This is a genomic window from Chitinophagales bacterium (assembly GCA_017303835.1).
Lineage (GTDB): Bacteria > Bacteroidota > Bacteroidia > Chitinophagales > Chitinophagaceae > JAFLBI01.
This window is the reverse complement of record JAFLBI010000001.1, coordinates 364,319-389,349: the sequence shown is the minus strand read 5'-3', so window position 1 is coordinate 389,349 and position 25,031 is coordinate 364,319. Positions and strand designations below refer to the sequence as shown.

General features: G+C 41.1%; 11 protein-coding genes. 3 read left to right on the top strand and 8 right to left on the bottom strand.

Features of this window, described 5'->3' with window-relative positions; all coding sequences use genetic code 11:
* Positions 1 to 37: 37 nt before the first annotated feature.
* From J0L83_01740 to J0L83_01715, 6 genes are all read right to left on the bottom strand, one after another.
* Positions 38 to 5,212, bottom strand: coding sequence for a hypothetical protein (locus tag J0L83_01740; GenBank protein ID MBN8663264.1), 5,175 nt, complete (start codon positions 5,210 to 5,212; stop codon positions 38 to 40).
* Positions 5,213 to 5,219: 7 nt separating this feature from the next.
* Positions 5,220 to 6,683, bottom strand: coding sequence for a fibronectin type III domain-containing protein (locus tag J0L83_01735; GenBank protein MBN8663263.1), 1,464 nt, complete (start codon positions 6,681 to 6,683; stop codon positions 5,220 to 5,222).
* Between the two features lie 21 nt (positions 6,684 to 6,704).
* Positions 6,705 to 8,441, bottom strand: coding sequence for a hypothetical protein (locus tag J0L83_01730; protein ID MBN8663262.1), 1,737 nt, complete (start codon positions 8,439 to 8,441; stop codon positions 6,705 to 6,707).
* A 20-nt stretch (positions 8,442 to 8,461) separates the two neighbouring features.
* Positions 8,462 to 15,505: a VCBS repeat-containing protein gene (locus J0L83_01725; protein MBN8663261.1), complete on the bottom strand. Its 7,044-nt coding sequence runs from the start codon at positions 15,503 to 15,505 to the stop codon at positions 8,462 to 8,464.
* Positions 15,506 to 15,827: 322 nt separating this feature from the next.
* Complete coding sequence (locus J0L83_01720; GenBank protein ID MBN8663260.1) at positions 15,828 to 17,600, bottom strand: hypothetical protein; 1,773 nt, start codon at positions 17,598 to 17,600, stop codon at positions 15,828 to 15,830.
* A gap of 730 nt (positions 17,601 to 18,330) precedes the next feature.
* Positions 18,331 to 19,035, bottom strand: a complete 705-nt coding sequence (locus J0L83_01715) for a DUF2807 domain-containing protein (GenBank protein ID MBN8663259.1) — start codon at positions 19,033 to 19,035, stop codon at positions 18,331 to 18,333.
* Positions 19,036 to 19,190: 155 nt separating this feature from the next.
* On the opposite strand from J0L83_01715, the gene J0L83_01710 reads away from it, so the two are divergent.
* Positions 19,191 to 19,955: a hypothetical protein gene (locus J0L83_01710; protein MBN8663258.1), complete on the top strand. Its 765-nt coding sequence runs from the start codon at positions 19,191 to 19,193 to the stop codon at positions 19,953 to 19,955.
* A gap of 56 nt (positions 19,956 to 20,011) precedes the next feature.
* Here J0L83_01710 and J0L83_01705 read toward each other — a convergent pair whose 3' ends face one another.
* Both J0L83_01705 and J0L83_01700 read right to left on the bottom strand, forming a co-directional pair.
* Entirely contained in the window at positions 20,012 to 21,520 is a 1,509-nt protein-coding gene (locus J0L83_01705) for a serine hydrolase (GenBank protein ID MBN8663257.1), read from the bottom strand.
* 98 nt (positions 21,521 to 21,618) lie between these two features.
* Positions 21,619 to 22,416 (bottom strand): hypothetical protein, encoded by a 798-nt coding sequence (locus J0L83_01700; GenBank protein ID MBN8663256.1) that lies wholly within the window; start codon positions 22,414 to 22,416, stop codon positions 21,619 to 21,621.
* A 279-nt stretch (positions 22,417 to 22,695) separates the two neighbouring features.
* Between J0L83_01700 and J0L83_01695 the strand changes: the two genes are divergently transcribed.
* Positions 22,696 to 23,670: a Gfo/Idh/MocA family oxidoreductase gene (locus tag J0L83_01695; GenBank protein ID MBN8663255.1), complete on the top strand. Its 975-nt coding sequence runs from the start codon at positions 22,696 to 22,698 to the stop codon at positions 23,668 to 23,670.
* Positions 23,670 to 25,028, top strand: coding sequence for a sugar transferase (locus J0L83_01690; protein ID MBN8663254.1), 1,359 nt, complete (start codon positions 23,670 to 23,672; stop codon positions 25,026 to 25,028). The genes J0L83_01695 and J0L83_01690 overlap by 1 nt, the downstream gene beginning before the upstream one ends.
* Positions 25,029 to 25,031 lie beyond the last annotated feature (3 nt).

Sequence of the window (25,031 nt, the reverse complement as noted above, 5' to 3'; positions counted from 1 at the left end):
TCAATAGACGTACCATCATCATAACTTACTATATTAATTAATTCAAACCGGGTATTGCACAAGAGGTTCCATAAGTAAAGCCAATATCAAACCTGCCGGTGTAATTTGTACCCAAAACTCTTACACCGTAACTGAATTGCATATTACCAGTCACGAAGAGTGGAACAGGTCCTCTTGCACGTAGCCCCGCACGAGCTTCAGCCCTGAAAATTTCTATGTTGTATCCTAAAATTTTAACCCCGGCAGCAGCACCCACCATTACATTCATTCTACCTTCACCATACCAACCTTCTAAGCCGCCTTTCTGGTTTGTAGCACTACAAATAAAATTATCATAACGAGATGCGTTCAGACTAAAGGATAATCCGCCATAAATAGTAGCATACCCTTCTACAACACCACTCAAGCCGGCACTACCACTCCAGGAAACTTGGCCACTCATACCAAATTTCATATTGAAATTAGAGGCATTGACATTACCACCTGAGTGTCGATTATTGACTTGGGCATAGAAGCTTCCTGACCCTTTGATGAAATTACCTAGTGAGAAGCCCACACTACAAGGCGCACTTTCTGTTCCTATGTTCAAGTCGAAAGTTCTTCCAGACACCACCAAATCGAGCGTACCTGCTTTAGCATTACCATCCATTGCGCCTCGAATAACTTCAATACTGGCAATATCAATGGACGTATACACATCCATGGCCAAAGAGACCGTACTATTCTTGATATCAATCTTCAGTAAGAAATCACCCCAGAACTGAGGATTACCATCAGGACGCAATCCGCCGGGCACCACCACCTGTCTTTCAAAAGAGCTATTGTTTCTAGCGTTTTTTAAGGAGTCATTGATCTTTGTAACAGCAGCAGCCAACCAAGCTTCTGCGGTATCAATAGCTTTATCAATTGGCGTAAAATCATTTTGCCTATCAGTTTTCCCTTGATACATATACGCAAACACACTAGCTTCCTCTGGAAAATTAAGTAGGTTATATGCGAATTGTCTAACAATATTCACCCCACCAGAATTACGTGCATCAGCATTTGCTTTATCTCTTAGCACTGTCAAACTATCTAATGATTTTTTGAACTGTTCAGGAGATGGTTTAGCCGTATTAAATCTATCTTGTTGACTTGTAATCAGCCCCGCAATTTGATTCACTAATCGCTCATGTTCAGCCCATAATTGTTTCCGCTTTTTAAATGGATCTCTTTCTACATTAACTCTAACTGCCTTATTGATGTGATATAATTCCAACTTAGAAAGCTCAAAAATTGGTCCTCCATTTTCTTCCAAAATTCTTCTGGCAATAGCTGCACTATCAGCCCTAAGTTGTGCAAGTGAACTATTCAGTGCCTGCTGTGCCGCATTTTTTTGTTGTTGCGAAGCAGTAGCAGAATTGAGCGTGTTTCGGGCATTATCTACTGCTTTTTGGCTGGCAGCCAGACTATTGTCTAGCGCCACTACTTTATTAAGGTAATTCCAGTGGTCAATAATGGGTTTAGCCTTCGCATAGGCGGCATCTGCATTTGTAATTACCGCCTCATCAGCAGCATTTAGTTTGGCACCGGTAGCTTTGCGCACTTTTAACTGAAATGCTCTAACAACTTGCTGATTGGCATTATTGACTACTACAAAAGTATCATTGTATGTTTTAGCTAAGTTATAATGTTTATTAAATTGATCTTGGAGCCTACCCTTCAAATCTGCTTCCTGGAATTGCAAAGGTTTAATGACATTGGTGAGCAGGTTGGTCATACTATCTTCCACAGGAAACTTGGGAATAAGTATTATTTGATAATAGTCATAGAGTATTTTCGCTTGATCTATTAAAGGGTAGGAAATCAGTAGCGTGGCAACTTCTTGCCCATTACGGTTTCTGGCAAAATTGTACTGACCATTTTTTCGCCATATCCCATCATTTAATCTGGAGGAGTCACCAAAAACTGCACGAATTGGAATTACTTGCGTGGCCAGATTATGGGCTTCATCTCCTTTGGCTCGATAATAATTTACAGAATCTCTATAATTTATCTTAACACCCTCCCAGTGTTGTTTCCGGGCGTCATTGAAAGGCTTATTAGCTAGAATAAAAGGCTGATAACCGAAACGAACGCGAAGCGTTTCATTCTTCACTAAGTTTTGATACGTATTAATCGCAAGTTGAGCAGACTCTTGCTCTTTCTCACAAATACGTCTTCTAGCATCATAATAATCTCGCAAGGATTTGGACTGTGCGGTATTGGCATAAACCCTTGTCAAAGAATCCTTAATCTTATCGATGCGTGCTTGTGTTGGAACTGTATAGTTGGCACGACGTACAGTTGTAAATCCGGTCTCAGGTATATTCAGCAAACGCGCTACTTCTGGCCATATGTCTAAATTTCTTGATCGGTAACTATAAGTTCCGAGACTAGCAGTTGGTGAAAAGAAACTATTGAATCTAGCTGCAATAGACGTTCTCGCAGGGTTTGAAATAGAATCACTTCTATGTTTCATACCAGCATATATGCGCTCATTTTTGGCCAGTGTTGCCCGAGTGACATTTAATTCATTTTCAGTTCTCTTCATTAAATTATAAGCAGAATCAAGTCGAGGCTTCAATTCACGCATTTGCGCAATCACACTAATGGTATCCGGGATTTGTAACTCACCACCAGGGCTATTACCCACTGTACCACCACTGCCTGCACCCGGTCTTCTTGCACGTGATGCAGATACGCCATTTGACTCTTCGCTATCTGCCACATCTTCTCCCTGGCTAGCTTTATAAGACATGTATGTCTGTTGCCTACCCTGTGTTAATGGAGAAATTTTGGTCTTATCATCATTGGGCATCTGCGAAAAAATCTGTGCATTACCGCTGATGGACACTTCTTCCAAGCCCCAATTTTGATTGAAGACAAATTCTAGTCCGCCAAAACCACTGAGCATTTTCTCATCACCAACAGACATATATACCCCGGCTCTTAACCGCAAAAAAGAATTTTCATTGGGCACATAAGAAACCCCTGTTACTGTTATAGGATAGTTACCACTTGGCTTTACGACATCCATTTTATACGTAACGCCCCCCTGGAAACCGGTGATTTTCACAGCACCAAACACAACAACACCTGCCGGCTTAAAATCAGCACCACCATCAATGTTGAAATATGAAAAACTAGAGCCATCTGATTTGTATTTAGTTCCGAACATGGCCCCAGCTTTTACCTTAAGTGTTTTTGCTACAGTAAGGATCATCTGGCCACTGAAACCTCTTCCGTATGAAGGATTATCCATGATATCCAATGCACCGTCAAACTCAACCCCACTGAATTTCGCTGCAATATTTACGCTGGTAAATTTGATATCCTCAAAATCGAAAGATCCAGCTGTGATATTTGTTCTACTGTAAATATCAATACCCATGGCTCCGCCTATCTTGCCCTCCATAAACTGCAAAGCAGCATCAAAATGCAAACAGCTGGCATTGGGATCAGCTGCACCCTTTGAATTAAACCCTGTTCTCAATTCTACTGCCACCTGTGCACCAAAACTGCCAATCTCCATTTCTGCCTTAGCCCCCAGGTATTTTACCTGTAAGAAAGGAGCAGTTTCTGTTTGCATCACCAATTCCTGAAATTCAATATCATCAATCGCCATATCAACAGGCGTGAATGACTTATTCTTTTTGGCCGCTTTAGCTTCAGCCTTCGCTTCTTTCGCTTTTTTAGCCTGCTCCGAAGGCTGATACATATCTCCCTGACGATTGGCACTCAGTCCAAATTGACCCGACATCACCAACTTGGGCATCAACTTATTTTGCTTTACTTTAAAAGAAAGCTCTACATCACCACTATTGAATAATAAATAGCCTCTAAAATTCTTTGCGGTAACAAATCCGCTCTCGTCCACACTTACATCAAATTCTTCACCTCCAGACCTGCTATCAGTTTGTACATACTTTGCAGTAAAAGGCACACCACGATCAGCAAAACCCTGATCTTCTACCGGCAATACAATTTTACCAGAGAAACTACTGCTATTGGTAATGATGGCGTCTTTCTGATACCAAAGATCAAATCGATTAATGCTGAAAGACCATCCATTGGCACTACCGGCTTTATCGCTTAGATTGAGTATTGGACTTTTTGAACTAACCCGAAAACTAAACCCATATTCATCAACAACACCATAGGTAACAGGTACTCTTGTGCGCTTGGTTGTATTCTTCACATTAAAATACGCTGGCAGATATACATCCATGGCCGTAATGCCTAAGCCTACCCATGTGTTGGGTAATGCTGTAACATTTTCCCTGATATGTCGGGCAATATCTGCATTAGTAGGATTACTTAATGTGGTTAAGTCAAGTATGGCAGAATTGATTTTAAAGAAATAGTTGGGTATTCTGGCATTACCAAAAAGGCCCGGAAAAGAAACGCCCTCTTTATTCAAATCTTCCCACTTGTTTAAAGTCACTGCAAAAACTGCAGAGTTTATGCCAGCACCATTCTGTCTGGTGAAATTGGTAGAATCAACTGGAAAATAATTGCTTGCTCTAATTTCAACTATTGCCCTAATATTCAAAGAAGTAAAACCGTTACAATCAAATACAAACTGAGAGGGATCTGAAGCTGGTGCTCCAGAAATTTTTAACACCAATGTGTTATTGTTATAGCTGATACTCTGGTTTCCGATTAACGATAAAGTATTGTTACTACCTACGCCCCCAACTCTCGAAAGATTGACATTACCAGCAAAATACAGTTCGCCATTGGTGCCCCCATTAGGCGTACATCTTGCAAAAACCCTGGCAATAGCACCGGCACTTGTAAAACGAATATTCGCGAAAGCAATTTGATAAGTGGTATTATGCGGCGCAATGGTTCTACTCATGCCAAATGGCGCAGCCATGGTAACGTTATTGGTAATATTATCAATCCACCTGTTCCGTAAACTGATGGTTGAAAATGTTGCTCTCGCAGAATCAATGGTACTTTGAACAGCTTGATTGCCCTGATCTTCTAAGTAGATTGAATTTGACAGGCGCTCTGCTGATTCCAGATAATTGAATCTTGTAGGCGAAGCTTCTCTAGGCAAAAAGTTACCCTTCGTGAATATGCTGTCTTCATGCCCTGCAGCAGCACCAATATTTCTTCCGTAGGCTGTGTAACAAACACTACCAATCAACAGGAATACAACCAAATAAAATATCTTATTCTTCATACTAAGCTTAATTTGAAGAGGTGACAAGATTAATATTCCCATCAATCACCCGCTTATCTACATTGATTCTTACGTTCTGAAAACTGACATTCACTTTAAAGACTTTTCCATTCAACCACACATCTACTACTCCATTTCCACTAAACAGACCGGCAGCTCCACGTACATTACTCACCACTATTCTATAATCGCCTGCAGTAATGACATCATTATCCGCTAAGGCTGTTAATGCCGCTTGCGATAACTGACCAAGTACTGGTTTTTGTCCGCAAGCTGCTTTGATATCTGCAACTACTGCATTGGCAACCTTCTTAGCAGTATCCGAAGCCTTGACAGTAACACTTGTTTTGAAATTATATACCGGCGATTCAACAGTTTGTCCGCCAAAACAGAAGCCCATTATTTTTACTTGATAATTGGTTCCCTCTGCCAGCTTACTCATAGCAAAACTGTTGCTGATATTGTTTGAGGGAATGGGTACATTGGTCCACGTGGCACTAGTCTGGGTTTTATAAGACAATGCGAAGGTTTGATTATTGGTAAAAGAAGACCATGAAATAGTGGCACCATTCACACTGATATTAGAACCAGTTACCTGTGAAGGTGTTTTACATTCTGCTACATACCTGAAGGATTCTACATTGGAATAACCACCGTTAGCAAAGGTTGTTGCCGTAAACCCTCCATTATCAATAGGAACTGCCTGAACCCTCCATGCATACTTTTGATTACTTAGTAATGGTGGATTGAAGGCATTATAGTTATAGGTATTGGTGATCGTACTGTCTTCAAAAAAATAAGTAGGCGAACCGGTGAATGCCATTTGTGGATTGATTAACGTATCCAACAAACGAATGATCTGTAGCTTGTACCTTACCGAACCGGCTGCGGTTGCTTGCCTCGGCTGCCACTGAAAGAAAATATTCTGTACACCACGCTCAACAATAAGGCTGTTATTGGAAGGCGAATTCAGCAAAGGGGGATTATTGATAGCAAAAGTGACTTGATATGTCACTCGATCGCTTAATTGTAATTTGGTTACCGCATCATATACCACAAACCCATAAGTAATGACAGATTGAGGGAAAGCACTATTGAACTGCGCCAAACTAATACCTGATAAATTGGCGAAATTATACAAGCTGGCAAAATCAACATTCGAAAGTCTTAATGGCGTATTGCCCACCAAGGTAACAGGAAAAGTATTATTCAAAGATCTCGTTTGCGCAGTAAAACCATTTCCCTGAATAGTTACACCCAATAACACATTTTGCACAGTGGCATTCGACGACTTGTTATTGATCGTTAAATAGATACTTGGCGTGGTTGCATTACTCAGCATCTGTATGCTTGATGGGAAAGGCGGAAATATGACTGGAGAAATATTAATGGGATAATTAATATTCCCTTGTGCAAGTCCGCTCACTTGAACAATGAGTAAAACCAGCACAAAGCAAGCTGAACGTATCATAAAATTGTATAAACGCATACTTTAAAAGTTATAATTATAAGTCAGGCCCATGGCACCGGTACTCGTATTGGTTTGCGGACTTCCCAGCTTTCTTCTACTCTGAATCTGGAAAATGGCATTGTAGTTAAACACATGCTTTTTAAACATGACATAACTAGCCGTTGACCTGAAATTAATGATGTTCACACCTGAAGCACTTGCCGCCATAGAGGTGGTGTTATAGCCAGAGCCAAGTGTGAGTGTTACTTTTCGCTTGAAAATCTTTTTTCCGAAATTGAAGTTGAAACCTACTGCTCTTATATTATTAGAATCTGCACCTTGGGTAGTTCTGCTATAGTTTAATCCAAAGCTCCATTTTGTATCTACTTTAGGTAGCACTGTGTAATAATTCAAGGAAGCATTATGGAACTTTGTTCCCTGCATATCGATAAAGAAATCACCTTGCTTTTGATCACCCTTTTGAAAGGAATAATTGAAATTGGCAGAACTATTCTTTTCAGCTGTTGATACAATCTGGTAATTCGCACTAAAATTGGCATTCTGATTGAGCTGCACCAAACGTAACGAATCGAGAAACTGTGGGATAAGGTTATTTTGATTCGCGATATTGTTGAGGTTGCGCACATTCGTTACACCTCTTGTATTTGAATAAGAAGCATTGAAAGATAATTTTTGGGTTGGGCTATAACTGGCATTCACAGAAGCAAGTAAGCGATTGGACTTCTGACTGATTGCTGTATCATCTACAAGATCGTTCTGCACACCAAGCTGTCCATTTAAATTAACTTTTCCTCCAAAAAAAGACTTGTTAGCTGTTACACCAATGTTTTGAAATCCGTTGATATTATACAAGGATCCCAAGGTTTGATAATTAAAATCCACTCGTTCAAAACTCAAACCGGCGTCTAATTGTATCTTCTCAAAAAGATAATTCAGCTTTGCATTGGTTGCATAGTTGCTCCTTGTACTGCTATTATTGCTAATAAACCTAGACATGAGGTTATTACTCTTAAATGGATTGAGTACAGTTAGGTTATCGGTTAGCAAACTATTGGCAACTTCGAAGGAGTACTTGATTCCCTTGATAGACCCTGAACCAACCAAACTTGATACAATATTCTCTTTTGGTGTGATGCCAGCTTCTACAGGGAAATTAAAGGCAGAGGCTGTATCTTCTTTGGCATGAAACACATTAACCCCTATTTCATGGTTTTTAAATTTATGGCTAACTCCTAAACCTTTACCCCAGCGTTCATAAGTAGGTTGTGCATCAGGATTAACCAAAAAATCACCACTACCCTTCAAAAACTTTCCACCCAGCACCATGATTTTCCAGTTTTTAGGCGCTATCTCCAAACCCGCACCATTGAATTGAGCACCATTTAAAGTATAAGGCGATGTAGTGAGGGAAATGGTACCAGCATGCAAAGTGTATATCTTGTACTTAGGGTGAATGGCAATTCTATTAAAAGGAATTGGTTGAAATCGATATGAAAACTGAGCATTGGAATAAGAAATATCGAAAGGTATATTAATCCCTTTTACATAAACATTCAGGTTGGCACCGATGACATAATTAAAAGGATTCACCCCAGGTGTACTATTGGATGAATAGTTATACAACATGGATGCATTGACACCCCCATTTAACTTGAACAGCTTTCCCTTTCCGAATAAGGAAAAGGGATCGAAGGTTTGTGCGATTACCCGTTCTGAGAACAACAGTATCGACAATAATAAAAGGCAGCTTATTCTCATAGTGACTGAATAGGATGTAATTAATTTTTCAAGATTGACCTCACTTCATAGCTTCCCTCACACTGAACAACCAATATATAGGTGTTATTGGAAGGCTGATTGCTGATATCAATTCGTTCTCGAATGGTTGTAGCGGTGGTATTTGTAATCGCTCTTGTATAAATCTGCGTACCATTAAAATTGAAAATTCGCATGGTAACATTACCTGGCTTATTTAAGTCAATCGTAACATTGGAAATACCAGTTGTCGGGTTAGGCCCAATCGTTATGTTTCGAATAATGATGGCCGGAGGCGTGGTAGTAGATGGATAATCATTTGTTGTAATTACGATCCTAGCTGTATCCGCACTCTTACAAACATTATAAGAGGTATTGTTTAATATTACCTGATAGTTGCCAACAGTCGTAAACCTAAGCAGAGCCACAGAATCATTTTGACTAATCACTGTTGAACCAGGTGAGAATACCCAATTTTGTGTTTGCGGTTTCACTGAAGTGATATTTACGGCCAGCACCTGTTGATTAACAAAGGCCTGCTTGGTCATCGCAATCCTTGCTTTGATAGCTGTATCAGCAGTATTTCTCAGGTTAATACTATCATTCACCACACAGCCATTAGACAGGGTAATTCTTACCCGATACATGTCTGCATTACTGATATTGACGGATTGTGTACTAGCAGAAAAACCTGTTCGAACACCTGTCCATAAGAAGGCTGTTGGTGAAACTGCCTGAGCAGTTACGCGCAAGGAAGTGGCTTTACAAATCAAAGAGTCGCGGAAAGCCAATCCTGCTCCTGCGGTACTATTGTTAACGGTATTCACCGTACCTGAGCTAACAAAGCAACCATTCGCATTTGTAACTCTTACAGTATAGCTACCGCTTGTTTTCACCACTAATGTCTGACCAGTTGCACCAACCACATTGCTACCATTCAATAACCACTGATTACCGGTTGCAGCGGATGAACTCAATACGGTACTGTCACCGGAGCAGAAGATCAATGGGCGATTATTGCTGATTGTTGGAACCGCTGGCAAGCTATTCACCACTACTGTTGTTCCAGCTGATACAGATCTACAACCACCAACATTTGTTACTGCTACCGTATAAACACCTGACACTTTCACTACCAATGTCTGACCAGTTGCACCAACTACATTATTACCATTGAGTAACCACTGATTGCCTGTTGCAGCTGAGGAACTCAATACCGTACTGTCGCCAGTACAGAAAGTCAATGAACGGTTATTACTGATTGTTGGTGTAGTTGGGAAGCTATTCACTACCACTGTTGTAGCGGATGATGTTGCGCTACAGCCACTAGCATTTGTATTGATAATAGCATATGAACCAGCTGTCTTAACCACAAGTGTTTGACCTGTTGCACCAACCACATTGCTACCATTCAACAACCACTGATTGCCTGTTGCAGCGGATGAACTCAGCACCGTACTGTCACCCGTACAAAAAGTTAATGGACGGTTATTACTGATTGTTGGAGTAGTTGGTAAGCTATTCACCACTATTGTTGTACCTGCTGATACAGATCTACAACCACCAGCATTTGTTACTGCTACCGTATACACACCTGCTGCTTTCACCACCAATGTCTGACCAGTTGCACCAACTACATTATTACCATTGAGTAACCACTGATTGCCAGTGGCAGATGAGGAACTCAATACTGTACTGTCGCCAACACAGAAAGTCAATGGACGATTATTACTGATTGTTGGCGTTGCTGAGAAACTATTCACAACCACTGTTGTTGCAGTTGATGTTGCGCTACAGCCACTAGCATTTGTATTAGCTACAGTATATGCGCCAGAAGTTTTTACCACAAGTGTTTGACCTGTTGCACCAACCACATTGCTACCATTCAATACCCACTGATTGCCTGTAGCAGCGGATGAACTCAACACCGTACTATCACCTGTACAGAAAGTTAATGGACGATTATTACTTATTGTTGGTGTAGCTGGTAAGCTATTCACCACCACTGTTGTGGCAGATGAAACAGAAGAACATCCATTAGCATTCGTAACACTTACCGTATAGCTTCCACCGGACTTAACCACCAGTGTCTGACCCGTTGCGCCAGCCACATTGCTACCATTCAATACCCACTGATTGCCCGATGCAGCAGAGGAACTTAATACTGTACTGTCGCCAACACAGAAAGTTAAAGGGCGGTTATTACCGATTGTTGGAGTAGTTGGCAAGCTATTCATCACTACAGTTGTTGCGGTTGATGTCGCGCTACAGCCATTTGCATTTGTATTAATAACAGTATACGATCCAGCTGCTTTTACCACAAGTGTTTGGCCCGTTGCACCAACCACATTGCTACCATTCAATAACCACTGATTGCCTGTTGCAGCGGATGAACTCAACACCGTACTGTCGCCAACACAGAAAGTTAAAGGGCGGTTATTCCCGATTGTTGGAGTAGTTGGCAAGCTATTCATCACTACAGTTGTTGCGGTTGATGTTGCGCTACAGCCACTACCATTTGTATTAATAACAGTATACGAGCCAACTGCTTTTACCACAAGTGTTTGACCTGTTGCACCAACCACATTGCTCCCATTCAATACCCACTGATTGCCTGTTGCAGCGGATGAACTCAATACCGTACTATCACCTGTACAGAAAGTTAATGGACGGTTATTGCTGATTGTTGGTGTTGCTGGTAAACTGTTCACCACAACCGTAGTCGCTGATGATGTTGCGCTACAGCCATTAGCATTTGTATTAACAACAGTATAAGAGCCAGCAGTTTTTACTACAAGGGTTTGGGCTGTTGCACCAACCACATTGCTACCATTCAATAACCACTGGTTACCAGTTGCAGCTGAGGAACTCAATACTGTACTATCGCCAGAACAGAAAGTCAATGGACGGTTATTACTGATTGTTGGTGTAGCTGGCAAACTGTTCACCACAACCGTAGTCGCGGTTGATGTTGCACTACAGCCATCAGCATTTGTATTAACTACAGAATAAGAGCCAGAAGTTTTTACTACAAGGGTTTGGCCTGTTGCACCAACCACATTGCTACCATTCAATACCCACTGATTGCCTGTTGCTGCCGATGAACTCAACACCGTACTATCACCAATACAGAAAGTCAAAGGGCGGTTATTGCTGATTGTTGGAACTGCTGGTAAGCTATTGACCACCACTGTCGTCGCGGTTGATGTTGCACTACAGCCATTAGCATTTGTATTAACTACAGAATAAGAGCCAGAAGTTTTTACTACAAGGGTTTGGCCTGTTGCACCAACCACATTGCTACCATTCAATAACCACTGATTACCCGTTGCAGCGGATGAACTCAACACCGTACTATCACCAGTACAGAAAGTCAAAGGGCGGTTATTGCTGATAGTTGGCGTACTTGGCAAGCTATTCACCACTACTGTTGTTGCGGTTGATGTTGCGCTACAGCCATTTGAATTTGTATTAATAACAGTATACGAGCCAGCTGCTTTTACCACAAGTGTTTGACCTGTTGCACCAACCACATTGCTACCATTCAATACCCACTGGTTACCAGTTGCAGCGGATGAGCTCAGTACGGTACTATCACCCGAACAGAAAGTTAATGGACGATTATTGCTGATAGTCGGTACTGCTGGTAAGCTATTGACCACCACTGTTGTCGCGGTTGATGTTGCGCTACAGCTACTAGCATTTGTATTAACTACAGTATAAGATCCAGCTGCTTTTACCACAAGTATTTGGCCTGTTGCACCAACCACATTGCTACCATTCAACAACCACTGATTACCTGTTGCAGCGGATGAACTCAGCACCGTACTGTCACCCGAACAAAAAGTTAATGGACGGTTATTGCTGATGGTCGGTACAGCTGGTAGGCTGTTGACTGTAGCACTTACCCCAACATTTTTTGTGGTTGCGCCTGTACTTGCCACAGTAATATTACCACTAGGTGATCCAGTAGCATTTGCCGCAACACGAACATAAATTGTCGTTGTCGCTACTACACCACCAGCCTGTGTTAAAGTAAGCGAACTAGCAAACCCACTTCCACTCGTAACACTTACTTCAAAGCCCGAAGGCGCTGTAATTGTAATATTGTTGGAAAGTCCAGCTCCATTGGTCGTAAAACTCTGTTGTGCACTTACTGAGCCAGCACAAGCGCTAAATGCTGATAAGCTTGTTACAGATGTAGTTATATTAGAGGGCGGATCTGCATTTCTTAATACAGAGGCTCCTAAAACTTGTACACTTAATGCAGCAGCTATTTCAGGTCTACCATCCCCATCCAAATCGACAATTGCCACCGATCGAGGATACTGTCCAGTTGCAAAATATTCGATAGTTGCAAAGCTTCCATTTCCAATACTTCCAACCGAAGATGTATTTCTTAATACACCAATACTGTTTGCTAAAGTATGTGCAAAAGCCAAATCGGGCTTACCATCTCCATCTAGATCACCAATGGCTACAGATTCAGTTGACCCCCCTATCGAGAAATTATGTCTGGTAGCAAAACTTATACTTCCGCCCGTAGTGGTATTGCGTAATATCGAAACATCATTTGAGGTATAATTTACAACGGCCAAATCGGGCTTACCATCTCCATCTAAATCACCGATACCTGCAGAGTAAGGATGAATACCCACAGATAAATCTTGTTTTGCTGTAAAATTTATCGACCCGCTAGTAGAGGTATTAGTGAACAATGAAATATCTGTTACAGCTGTATTGGTAGAAACCATTTCGGGTTTACCATCTCCATTCAAATCTCCAATAGTAACTGATCTAGGTTGCGAACCTGTGGTAAAATCTTGTTTCGTTGCAAAACTAATAGTTCCATTAGACGAAGTATTGCGAAATACTGATATGCTATTTGAATTATAATTAGCAACAGCCAAGTCGGGCTTGCCATCTCCATCAAAATCTCCTACTGCTACTCCAGATGGAGCACTACCGACTGCAAAATCTTGTTTCGCAGCAAAACTAATAGTTCCAATAGACGAAGTATTGCGTAAGACAGAAACATCATTTGTACTTTGATTAGCAACAGCCAAGTCGGGCTTGCCATCCCCATCAAAATCTGCTATTGCTACAGACATGGAGCCGCTGCCTGTTGTAAAATCTTGCTTTGCTGCAAAACTGCTGCTACCGATACTTCCAATTGTAGCAGTATTACGTAACACTGAAACCGTTGATGAATTTAAATTTGCAAAAGCCAAATCAGGCTTACCATCTCCATCTAAATCACCAATACCTATAGAGTAAGGATACAGTCCAGTTGTAAAATCCTGACTTGCTGAAAAATCAGTCGACGTTATCCCTGTTTTAGCTGGACTATAAGTAGGTGTAAAACTAGCACTACTTGCAGCTGCTAAACTCGTTGCTGTATTCAGGACTTTAATGGGCGCATATGTTGCACCAACAGGAACAGTCACAGTCAAGCTAGTGGCTGATGCAGCAGTTACCGTTGCTTTCGTTGCACCAAGGAATACAATATTATTTGCTGGAGTTGTATTGAAATTGGTTCCCGTAATCGTAATCGCATCACCCGGCTTACCGGTTAATGGACTAAACGATGTAATCGTGGGTGGTAAATCTACATTACGCAGAACCGAACCACCTAATACTTGTTCGTGAACTGCTGTTATTAATTCGGGTTTACCATCCCCGTCTAAATCGCCAATAGCAACCAAATGAGGTTGCGTTCCTGTTGTAAAATATTGAATTGCAGTAAAGCTTCCATTTCCAATACTTCCAACCGAAGATGTATTTCTTAATACACCAATACTGTTTGCTAAAGTATGTGCGAAAGCCAAATCGAGCTTACCATCTCCATCTATATCACCAATGGCTACAGATTCAGTTGAACCCCCTATCGAAAAATTATGCAGGGCAGCAAAAGTGACACTTCCGCTAGTTGTTGTATTACGCAGTATCGAAACATTGTCCGATCCATAATTAGCAACAGCTAAATCAGGCTTACTGTCTCCATCCAAATCGCCGATAGCTACGGAGTATGGATATAAACCAACTGATAAATCTTGTTTCGCAGCAAAACTGATAGACCCACTGGTAGAAGTATTACTTAGTAATGAAATATTTGTTACAGCCGAATTGGTAGCAACCATTTCGGGTTTACCATCACCGTTCAAATCACCAATAGCAAGTGAATTAGGTTGGGACCCTACAGTAAAATCCTGTTTTGTAGAAAAACTGATAGTTCCACTGGTAGAAGTATTCTGAAATACAGATATGCTGTTTGAATAAAAATTTACAACAGCTAATTCGGGCTTACCATCTGCATCTATATCACCTATAGCTACTTGGGTTGGATTACTACCAGCTACGAAATCTTGTTTCGCAGCAAAGTTGATACTTCCTGCAGAAGAAATATTGCGAAATACTGAGATATTTCCAGTTGTTGAATTAGCAACAGCCAAATCTGGTTTACCATCCCCATCCAAGTCGCCTATAGCCACAGACATGGAGCCATTGCTGCCCGTTGTAAAATCTTGCTTAGATGCAAAGCTTCCATTAACGATACTTCCGCTAGTAGCAGTATTGCGTAATACTGAAACAAAGGAGGAAGTATAATTTGCAAAGGCAAGATCAGGTTTACCATCCCCATCTAAATCGCCTATAGCCACAGAACGAGGATACTCCCCGGTTGTAAAATCTTGTTTTGGTGAAAAATCAGTCGCCGTAATACCTGTTTTAGCTGGACTGTAAGTAGGCGTAAAACTTGTACTACTGGCAGCCACTAAAGCCGTTACCGAATTAAGCACTGTGATTGGGGCAAATGTAGCTCCAGTAGGAACAGTCACTGTCAGACTAGTTGCTGAGGCAGCAGTTACCGTTGCTCTTGTTGCACCAAAGAAAACAATATTATTTGCCTGGGTGGTATTGAAATTGGCTCCTGTAATCGTAATCGCATCACCCGGCTTACCGGTTAATGGACTAAACGATGTAATCGTGGGTGGCGTTTGCGAAAAAACAGTGGCTGCTATGAGTACAGCAAAAAATAGTAGTATGACCCTAAATCTGCAGCAGTACATTATGTTGATTGTTTTGGGTGTTATATTGTTGGCCGCTAAGCCTTAAATCAGGTTTTCGTATTATCCGAATCTTGTTGGTTTAATCATGCTTATTTAATCATCGCTATTCTAGTCTCGAAATACCACCACACTGTCCACATGACTACGATGACAATGGCAACTATTATTGCAACTGTCAGCTTCCAGGCTTGTCCATTTTTAGGCGCTCGAGTACTGTCTTTTCTCATTAAACATAAACCTATTACAACGACAAACTTTTTACAAAAAAGCGACGTTGTAAGGCGTTACAAAAACTGTAGCAAAGCGTTACAATAATTGAAAATCAAATAGTTGCGACAAATTCCTCGAATGGAATATCCGGATAAATGGCCTCTATTTTTTTCCGCAGTCTATGTATGGATACCCTAACACTTTCAGCAGACACACCTGTTGCAGCTGCAATTTCTTTATTGCCCAATTGAAGTTTCATGAGTGCTAATAGCCTTTCATCGCTTTGGGTAAGCTTAGGTAATTTCGTCTGCAAGCTTTCCCAATAGTTTGGATAAGCTTTCCCAAAATAATCCTTGAACTTAAGCCAGTCGTTGCCGGTAAGGATGGTAAAATTTCGCAATACATCCTGTAAGTCGATTCGCTCATTCTCCGCTAAGCGATTCTCCAGCCCCTCTATCAGTTGGTTCTTCTCGGAAATATGGTGCACAAGCTCAGCTAATTGATTTTGTGCAAAAAGAATTTCCTTTCGAACAAGTTCTGCCTCAGATTCCGCCAGTTGTGTTTGCTTTTCCAGTTCTGTCTGTCTCAAAATATACTTTAACCGGTTTCGGTTAAACAAGAGGAACACAATAACCCCCAATAAAAACACGGCAGATAAAATAATATTTCGCAGGTTTCGCTGTCGAGCAATCTCATACTTGGTCTCAGCAACCAGCGATTGTATCCCATCATACCTAACCTGAGCCTCTACCATCTGTATCTTACTTTCATATTTTCTAGCCTCCAGACTGGTCTTTAAAATCAAGTATTCTTTCTGATAGAAGAAAGCGCTGTCAAATCTGCCTATTGCAGCAAAAGCCCTAGCACCACCTTCTAATGCATTACTCAATAAAATGTCTTTCTTGCTACTGGTTGCTAATTGTCGCGCTAAGCTGTATCTTCTTGCCGCACTGCTATAATCCTTTTTAATATAATCGATTTGCCCCAGGGCACTCTGCACCAAAGAAACATCAGCCCACTCTTGAAACGCCATGCTTGAACGCAGATTCTGCTGCAATAAATTATACGCAGTATCGTATTGCGCTTTAAGGGTAAAGGCCCTTGCTATACCACCTAAAGCAATATTATCCCAAAGTTTAATGGCATCTATAGATATTCTTGGAGTAAATTTTGCAGGGCTCAATCTATAGTCTGCTATTTTTTGCCTGATCTTTTGATAATAGTAAATAGCGCTATCTGGCATATTTAATTTAACATATGAATCCCCCGCAATATCCAAGAGTAGTATATAATTATGCAAATTCTTATCTGGATTAAGATAAGTATAAATGCCTTTTGCAGCATATCTGGCACTGCTTCTATAATCAAGCATGAACTCATAAGTCAATAAACTAATCTTTTCATATTGTGCATAAGTGTATGCAGAATTTATGTTACGCCTTTCTCGCATTTCAGCCGCCTTCAACAAATAGTATATTTCTTCTTCAGGCGCACATATTCCACCATAAATAATGTACATCTCTGAAAGCAGCTGATCATCTCCAAGCAGTGCTGCCTCCTTCAACATCTTGAAACAATAGGGTTTGCTTATGATTGAATCCTCAATTCCAAAAAAACGATAGCCATAGAATTGATACGTATAAAAAAAAATCTGCTTGCGCTTATCCAAGTTTCGCTTTTTCAAATCAGCAACTACTGCTAAAAACTTGTCCTTATTTGGATGCGTAAACATATCCAAAGTCCCATCCCCTGCTTTTCGTGTTTGTGAGGTATCGCCTACACTCCAGATCTTGAGCAATTCTTCAACACCATAGGTTTGTGCATGCGCATGTGATAAAGCCAAAGTTGAAAAAAGTATTAAAAAACACAGTCCCCTTTTAATCATAACATACTCACTTACGCTAAATAAAAATTAGTTAATCATCAAAACTTTAATCGAATAAGTAAACCCGTCATATAATTGGCCTATAAAATGGTCTATCAAAAAATGATTTTAGATCATACTGATGATGGAGGTGAAGCGGAAGATTAAGCAAACGCTTGTATTGATCAAATTTAAATTCTGCAAATAAAGGCCTTTTAATAGCGAAGAAAGCATTACAACTAAATCCTTTGCCGAAGATATTTGACCCCAAAGAGACGGTAGCTGCAAATGTGACAGTAAAAAACACAAGGACAAGCCTTATTTTGCAGCAGTTCATAATGGTTGGTTGTTTTGGTCGGTGTCGTTAACACACCAGTAATTTGCCTCGCGTATCTCGGCAGCAATAATATTAAATTAATGTCTTGTAGCTACTGTATGAAAATAATATCCATTGAGTTAGGCCTTAAAATAGAGCACCATGTGTATATGATGTGAATATAATCATCTGAAATGCGTATTTTTTTTACAGCGGATTAAAAAATATTGAAATGTCTGTAGCAAAGTAAGACACCCTTTCATAATTACAGTCCACTTCCCTATCCTATGTGTAAGTAGTTGACTGCCTCTACCGGGCCAATTCCCGGCCACTGATACACCTACAGGAAAGTAAATAATTGATTGAGCGGACACCAACCAATAAATAGCAAAAGCCTTCACATCACTGCAAAGGCTATAAAAAAATGGTGTTTATTTATTCCTCACCGATCGTGGAATTGTCAATCTCAGATGTAAACTGATTCAGCGGGCTACCCTTATAAAATATCTTACTGCGATCAACAGCACTGGCATTAAGGGTATTGGAAACAAACACACGGGCAGTTGACTGTTTCATAATGATGGCACGTACAAATCTGGCTTGAACAGCATAGGTATTCACCGTTACGTTGTCATTGGCCAGCAAATCCAGGTTATCAATACTGCCGGTAACAGTAATGCCCGACTTTTTTTGCAAATCCAGTTTCAAAGAAGGTGCTTGCAATTGCAATGTTCCTGTTGTTTCGGCATCCAGAACACCAACCACCAAATTTTGCTCGTTAAAACCAGATACATTGAATACACTCTTGTTATAGAATGCAAAACCTTCCAGACTGGGCATTGTAATCTGCAAATGCAGTTTTGCTCTGTTCTCCGGATTTACATAGCCTACACTCAACTCTCCATTTAATTGTGTAATCACCAGGTCTTGTACATCTGCAGGTCTGCCCGTCGCTCGTACAGAAAAACCACTTCCCTTTGTAACAGTAATCTCCATATTACCGCCTGCACCTACCTGTTTGAAATTGCTGTTGGCAAACTCCTTTGTTTGCTCTGTAACCACGACCGATTGCTTTTTACAAGCTGTCGCCACTGTAATGAGCAATACACCCAAGGTGAAAAAGCGTATGATTTTTTGCATAGTTCTTATTTTTCACAAAACTGCGCGCATAAATGCGTTTGAACAATCACACGTTCATGTTATAATCATTGCACGATACCTGAATGCAACGCGAAAACACATAGTTATGCGATTGATAAGTCGCTATTTGGATAGCAGTTTCGCAGAAAAAAATCATGAAAAGACTTCTCTATGTACTAACGCCCATTTTAATGATTGCCTGTAAGAAAGAGCAGTCGGTCAACAACAATACACCCAACCTACCTGAAAGCAAATTGGTTAAAGTGGAATATGATAACACAATTGATGAAATTAAATATCAGGCAGATGGCAAAGTGGCTAGTATTATCACCAAGGAAAAAGCGAGTAGTAGCGCTAGTACACAAACATTCTATTACACTAGCGGACAGCTAAGCAAAATAGACTTTGATGGTGCCGCAGTCACCTATCAGTATCCCAACACCAACACAGTGCGCCTTGAGCTTGATTTATTTGGTTCTGGCACACCCAATTACCGCTTCTTCTTTCATAAGGTTGATGGTAAACTGAGTGAATTTACGCAGTTCAGTCTGGGCACAGGTTTACCGATTCCGGAGCACAGGTCGGCATACACTTACAATGCTGATGGCAATATCATCAAAGAAGAAATATATGAACACAATGGTGCTGCCTGGGAAAAATTAGAAGACATTCATATTACCTACGACAACAAACCGAATACCAGTGCTCGCTTCGACTTTATGCCATTTTTCCTGCAGGAGGATGTATTAAAGAATAACCCTTTAACCATAACACGCAAAGGATTAAATGGCGCGGTCATCGAAACAAGTACATACAGCTATACATACGATAGCAGAGGCAGAAAAACACGCGCTTCTATTCTGCATCAAACCGCCGGACAGCCGGATGAGCGAGAAACAATTGTATATAGTTATGAATAAATACCAATAAAAAACGGCAGAAAATAGCTGCCGTTTTTTATTATCAATACAATCTGCTAATCTTTAGCAACCTTATTAAACAAATAAGGATCCGCCTCCACAAAAGGATCTACCAAGAGTTCAAAGGATTGCACTTTACCTTCCTTAAGCTTGAAACGAAAAGGCATTTTACCAAACATGGGATGATTATAGGTACATAATAACTGCTCCTTTCCCATTTCAGTGAGCACACCGGATAAAGCAGGATGATGCTCCAGTTTCAATATATATTGACCAGCTTGAAAACGAATGCTTGCTTTACCATAGCCTGCACAAAAGTAATCGCCGACAATTTGTTGCATATCAATAGCAAATGCTTCTGACAATGGGGCTGACTCTTGTTGATTAGATGACTTTTTTCTTGCAGCTTGTCTTTCAATTTGCTGCTTGGTATAATCCGGCACTTCACGCTTGAGATATGCATCAATGATTTGCCATTTAAGTGTCTCCTGCAAAATATGGTTGTCCTGATTGGTTAAAATAACCACGCCCAATTGCATAGAGGGAATAACGGTAAGCGATGTTAATGCACCAGAGTAAGCACCATTGTGCTGCATGATTTCCTGATTATGGTACTGCATGATTTCCCAACCGATGCCATAGGTTTTGAAATACTGCTGTCTGTCTGCCGCTCTTGACTTTCCGATAATTGTATAGCTTGTCCACATCTTCTCTAAAGCTGATTCAGGAATCACTTGACCATCAGCTCCTTTACCCTTATTCAGTAATACCTGCATCCACTTCCCCAAATCCTCTATGCTAGCATACATACCACCATGACCAAATGGCTCTATTTTATCTTCGGTTAATGCTACCAAACTATCTGCTACAAAGCTATGGCCGGCAGCTTTGTTTTGATCCTGCATAATTAAATTGGCATCAACAAAAGTGCGATGCATACCCAAAGGTGCTAACAAACGCTGATGCAAATAGGTGTTCCAACTCCTGCCGGTTATGGACTTTACAGCCTCCCCCGCTATCATAAAACCGAAATTAGAATACCCAAATCTTGTTCTCAATGGGTAAGCTGGTTTTTGCTGACTAAACAGCTGTATCATTTTAGGATAATCCAGATCAGACTCTGTATTGATCAGATCACCCTGAAATGTTTTCCAGCCTGAACGATGGGATAAGATATCTGCCAGTATCAATTCCTGACTATACAAGGAATCTTTCATTCGAAAATCAGGCAGCCATTTAGTAACATGATCATTCAAAGAAATAAGCTTGTCTGCCTCCATGGTAGCGAACAGTGTTCCTGTAAAAGTTTTGCTGATGGAAGCAATCGGAAAAACTGTTTGTGTGTTCACAGGTTGTTTGGTACGCAGATTGGCTATACCATACGCTTGCTGATGCACAATCCTTCCATCTTTCACTATGCATACTGCAACAGCAGGTATGCGCCACGCATTCATGGCAGTTTGTATGTATCGTTGAAGACTATCCGACTGCAAAAGCGCTGGTGTCTGTGCATACAGTTGGCTTGCCAAGAGCACAGAACAATAGAGGAATACTATTTTTCGCATAAAATCATTTCGTATGCCGCAAATTGCGACATACGAAACAGTGCGTGTATCACATAAACATGTGAAATGGAATTGTAAAACCTGAAGCTGCTGCCTGATTAACTACTAAAAGCCAACTTCACCTTATATCGATACATTTTTTGATTGTTGCGCTGGGTAATCTCTTGCTCCAGTTTCAACACTTCTTTGGTTTTCTTACTAATCCAGAAACGCTCCAGATTGCCTTTATCTTCATGCACCAGTATCCAGCAGTCCACTGGTTTATCATCATAGCCCATCAGTTTATCCTCTCCACTTACTGTATAAACAGCATTTACAGGTGGAATAGAACCCGGCTCATAAAAGGGTATTGAGAATACACGTCCGATTTTATAAGGTAGTGTAGGAAAGGTTTCCAGATCCAGATGCCAGTTGAGTACAAATCGTTGTTGGGCCTGTTGAAATGCCGCAAATGAAGCTTTAAGCTGACGGGCCGTATCTGTATCCTGCACTTTGCTACCATTCAAGACTAATTCGCCTTTCACAAAATCAACTACGCCGTTGCCACGCTTGTTCCACCAGTATTCATGGTAAAGTGGCTGCAAGTCAGCTGCTGCGCAATAAGAAGTGGTGGTATGGATCACAGTATCCTTATCCTCCCAGCTTTGCTGAATAAGAATAGCCGGCTTGTCTGCATACAAGGTTTTGGCAATACTGCGTGTCCAAAACTGTGTCATGATTCTATTGCTGTCCTTGCCCATTTTAAAATACACCAGGTAGCGATGGGTCCCCTCTTTTAATACGGAAGGTTTGAGACTGCCGGAACGCACATATACCGTATCTGCTGCAGCTGCACTGTTGAATTGCATAGTACCCATAGTAATGAGTGCAGCAAAAAGAGCTATTGTCATTTTCATGTTGGTTGCTTTTACCAAATCTGATGAAACATTACAGCCCAAGCAACCCATATTCCACAATCGGTTGAAAATGGGTATGAACTACAAAAGATGGTGTGATAGCCTATCACATATTCCAAGTGCCACAATGAAAGAATGGCTAGTATCAACACTAGACAATAATCAATTGACAATTAACAATAGTCAATAGCCAATAAGTAATCCACACCCGCTTTTCAGGAGCCAAAAACCGGTATCTCGATACCCAAGATGGCTATATTTGTGCACTAAACCGTACACATGTTGAAAGTTGGCGTTTTTGGCGTTGGTCACCTGGGTAAATTTCACCTGAATAACTGGAAGGAAATAGCCGGTGTTAAGCTGGTAGGTTTTTTCGATCCCAACGATGCACAGGCAAAAGAAGTATCTGAGACTTACGGACTCAAAAGATATGCCGATGCCGATAAGCTGATGGACGCCTGCGATATTGTAGATATTGTTGCACCAACTGATCATCATTATGCCATCTGCATGCAGGCCATCCGAAAGGGCAAGCATGTGTTTGTTGAAAAGCCGCTCGCCAATACCATTGAAGAAGGTCGCGAAATTGTGAAACTGGTACGTGAAGCCAATGTAAAACTACAGGTAGGTCATGTGGAAAGATTCAATCCGGCTTACCTGGCAGTGAAAGAGATGCAACTCAATCCCATGTTTATTGAAGTGCATCGCCTGGCCCAGTTTAATCCGCGAGGCACTGAAGTAAGTGTGATCCTGGATCTGATGATTCACGATATTGACATCATCCTCAGCTTGGTAAAAAGTGATGTGAAACAAATTTCTGCCAGCGGCGTAGCCGTGATGACAGATACACCGGATATCGCCAACGTACGCATTGAATTCCACAATGGCTGTGTAGCCAATCTCACTAGCAGCCGCATCAGCATGAAGAAGATGCGTAAGATTCGCCTCTTCCAAAAAGACGCCTATATCGGTATTGATTTTCTTGCGAAGAAAACGGAGATCATTAAACTCAAGCAACCGGAAGATCAAAACGTGTTCTCCTTTGATCTGGATACACCCTCCGGTAAGAAAACTATCGCGATTGCCAATCCGGAGATCAAGGAAAGCAATGCCATTCTCACAGAATTGCAGGCATTTGTAGATGCCATCAACAACAATACACCTACCATTGTAAGTGAGATTGATGGTTTCCTCGCCATGGAAGTAGCCCATCAGATTCTGCACAAAATCAATAGCACCAGCATCCTTGTGTAATGCGTACCCGACTGCCCATTGCGCTTTACCTGATCACTGATCTGCTTGGCACATTGGCAGTAAACTTATTCTTGTTTCAGCAGGAAGCATTGGGCAATCAAAGCTGGCTGCTACTCTACTGGGTTTTATTATTTGCCATTACGGGCAACTATGCACAAAGTGTTTACCACAAATCAAGACTCAACGAATTCACCGATGGTTTTGTAACCATACTCTTAGGCACCACCGCACTGTTTCTGCTGCATATTTTCCCGGCAGGCACAACCAGCTATGCAGACCAATTGGTATTTGCAGGAAAGTATTTTCTACTGCAATTTGGCGCTATCCTCCTTGCGCGCAGCATTTGGCTCTATATAGCCAAGTGGCAGATTATTCAAAAGCAGATAGGCTTCCATACTGTATTTATTGGTAATACACCTGCAGCAGTAAAGACCTATCAGGAATTACAAAAAAATTTAGCTTATCTCGGTTTTCATGCCAAGGGTTTTTTAACCATTGATCCTGAAACCAAAAACGGACTCAGCAAGTACATGCCGCATCTCGGCACTTTGCAGGTATTGGAAGCTTGTGTGAATGAACACAATATTGAAGTAGTGATAATTGCATTAGAGAAAAAACACCACGAGCTAATCGAAGCCATTTTTCGACGACTGGCTGATAAAAATATTCAGTTGAAAATGGTGCCAGATAATTTCGACATCATCGCCGGCTCAGTGAGAACAGATAATGTGTTGGGTTCTGCATTGATTCATATCAACACACATGTATTAGCGCCATGGCAGCAAAACTTGAAACGCTTGTTTGATGTTGCCGCTTCCTTATTCTTCTTGATTACTTTATTACCCTTATTCTTGATTGTTACGCTTATCACCAAGCTTAGCTCAGCAGGTCCTGTTTTCTATTTACAGGAAAGATTGGGTTATAAAGGCAGGCGATTTACCATCATCAAGTTTCGCAGCATGCTGGATGATGCAGAACAAGGCATACCGCAATTATCCAGCGATACAGACCCGCGTATTACGCGCTGGGGTAAGTTCATGCGCAAATGGCGAATTGATGAACTGCCGCAGCTGTGGAACATCCTGATTGGTGACATGAGCTTTGTGGGACCAAGACCCGAAAGAAAATTCTATGTGGATCAAATCATGCAGCAATCACCCTACTATCATCATTTATTCCGAGCCAAGCCGGGACTCAGCTCCTGGGGAATGGTGCAGTTTGGCTATGCTTCTTCTGTATCGGAAATGGTTGAGCGCATGAAGTATGACCTGATGTATATCGAGAACGCTTCCCTCTTGTTGGATGTAAAGATCATGTTGCACACCATCCGCATCATCCTCTCGGGAAAAGGTAAATAGCCC

Coding starts and splice junctions, on each gene's coding strand:
- J0L83_01740 (MBN8663264.1), bottom strand. CDS start 5,212: ATGAAGAATAAGATATTTTATTTGGTTGTATTCCTGTTGATTGGTAGT.
- J0L83_01735 (MBN8663263.1), bottom strand. CDS start 6,683: ATGATACGTTCAGCTTGCTTTGTGCTGGTTTTACTCATTGTTCAAGTG.
- J0L83_01730 (MBN8663262.1), bottom strand. CDS start 8,441: ATGAGAATAAGCTGCCTTTTATTATTGTCGATACTGTTGTTCTCAGAA.
- J0L83_01725 (MBN8663261.1), bottom strand. CDS start 15,505: ATGTACTGCTGCAGATTTAGGGTCATACTACTATTTTTTGCTGTACTC.
- J0L83_01720 (MBN8663260.1), bottom strand. CDS start 17,600: ATGATTAAAAGGGGACTGTGTTTTTTAATACTTTTTTCAACTTTGGCT.
- J0L83_01715 (MBN8663259.1), bottom strand. CDS start 19,035: ATGCAAAAAATCATACGCTTTTTCACCTTGGGTGTATTGCTCATTACA.
- J0L83_01710 (MBN8663258.1), top strand. CDS start 19,191: ATGAAAAGACTTCTCTATGTACTAACGCCCATTTTAATGATTGCCTGT.
- J0L83_01705 (MBN8663257.1), bottom strand. CDS start 21,520: ATGCGAAAAATAGTATTCCTCTATTGTTCTGTGCTCTTGGCAAGCCAA.
- J0L83_01700 (MBN8663256.1), bottom strand. CDS start 22,416: ATGAAAATGACAATAGCTCTTTTTGCTGCACTCATTACTATGGGTACT.
- J0L83_01695 (MBN8663255.1), top strand. CDS start 22,696: ATGTTGAAAGTTGGCGTTTTTGGCGTTGGTCACCTGGGTAAATTTCAC.
- J0L83_01690 (MBN8663254.1), top strand. CDS start 23,670: ATGCGTACCCGACTGCCCATTGCGCTTTACCTGATCACTGATCTGCTT.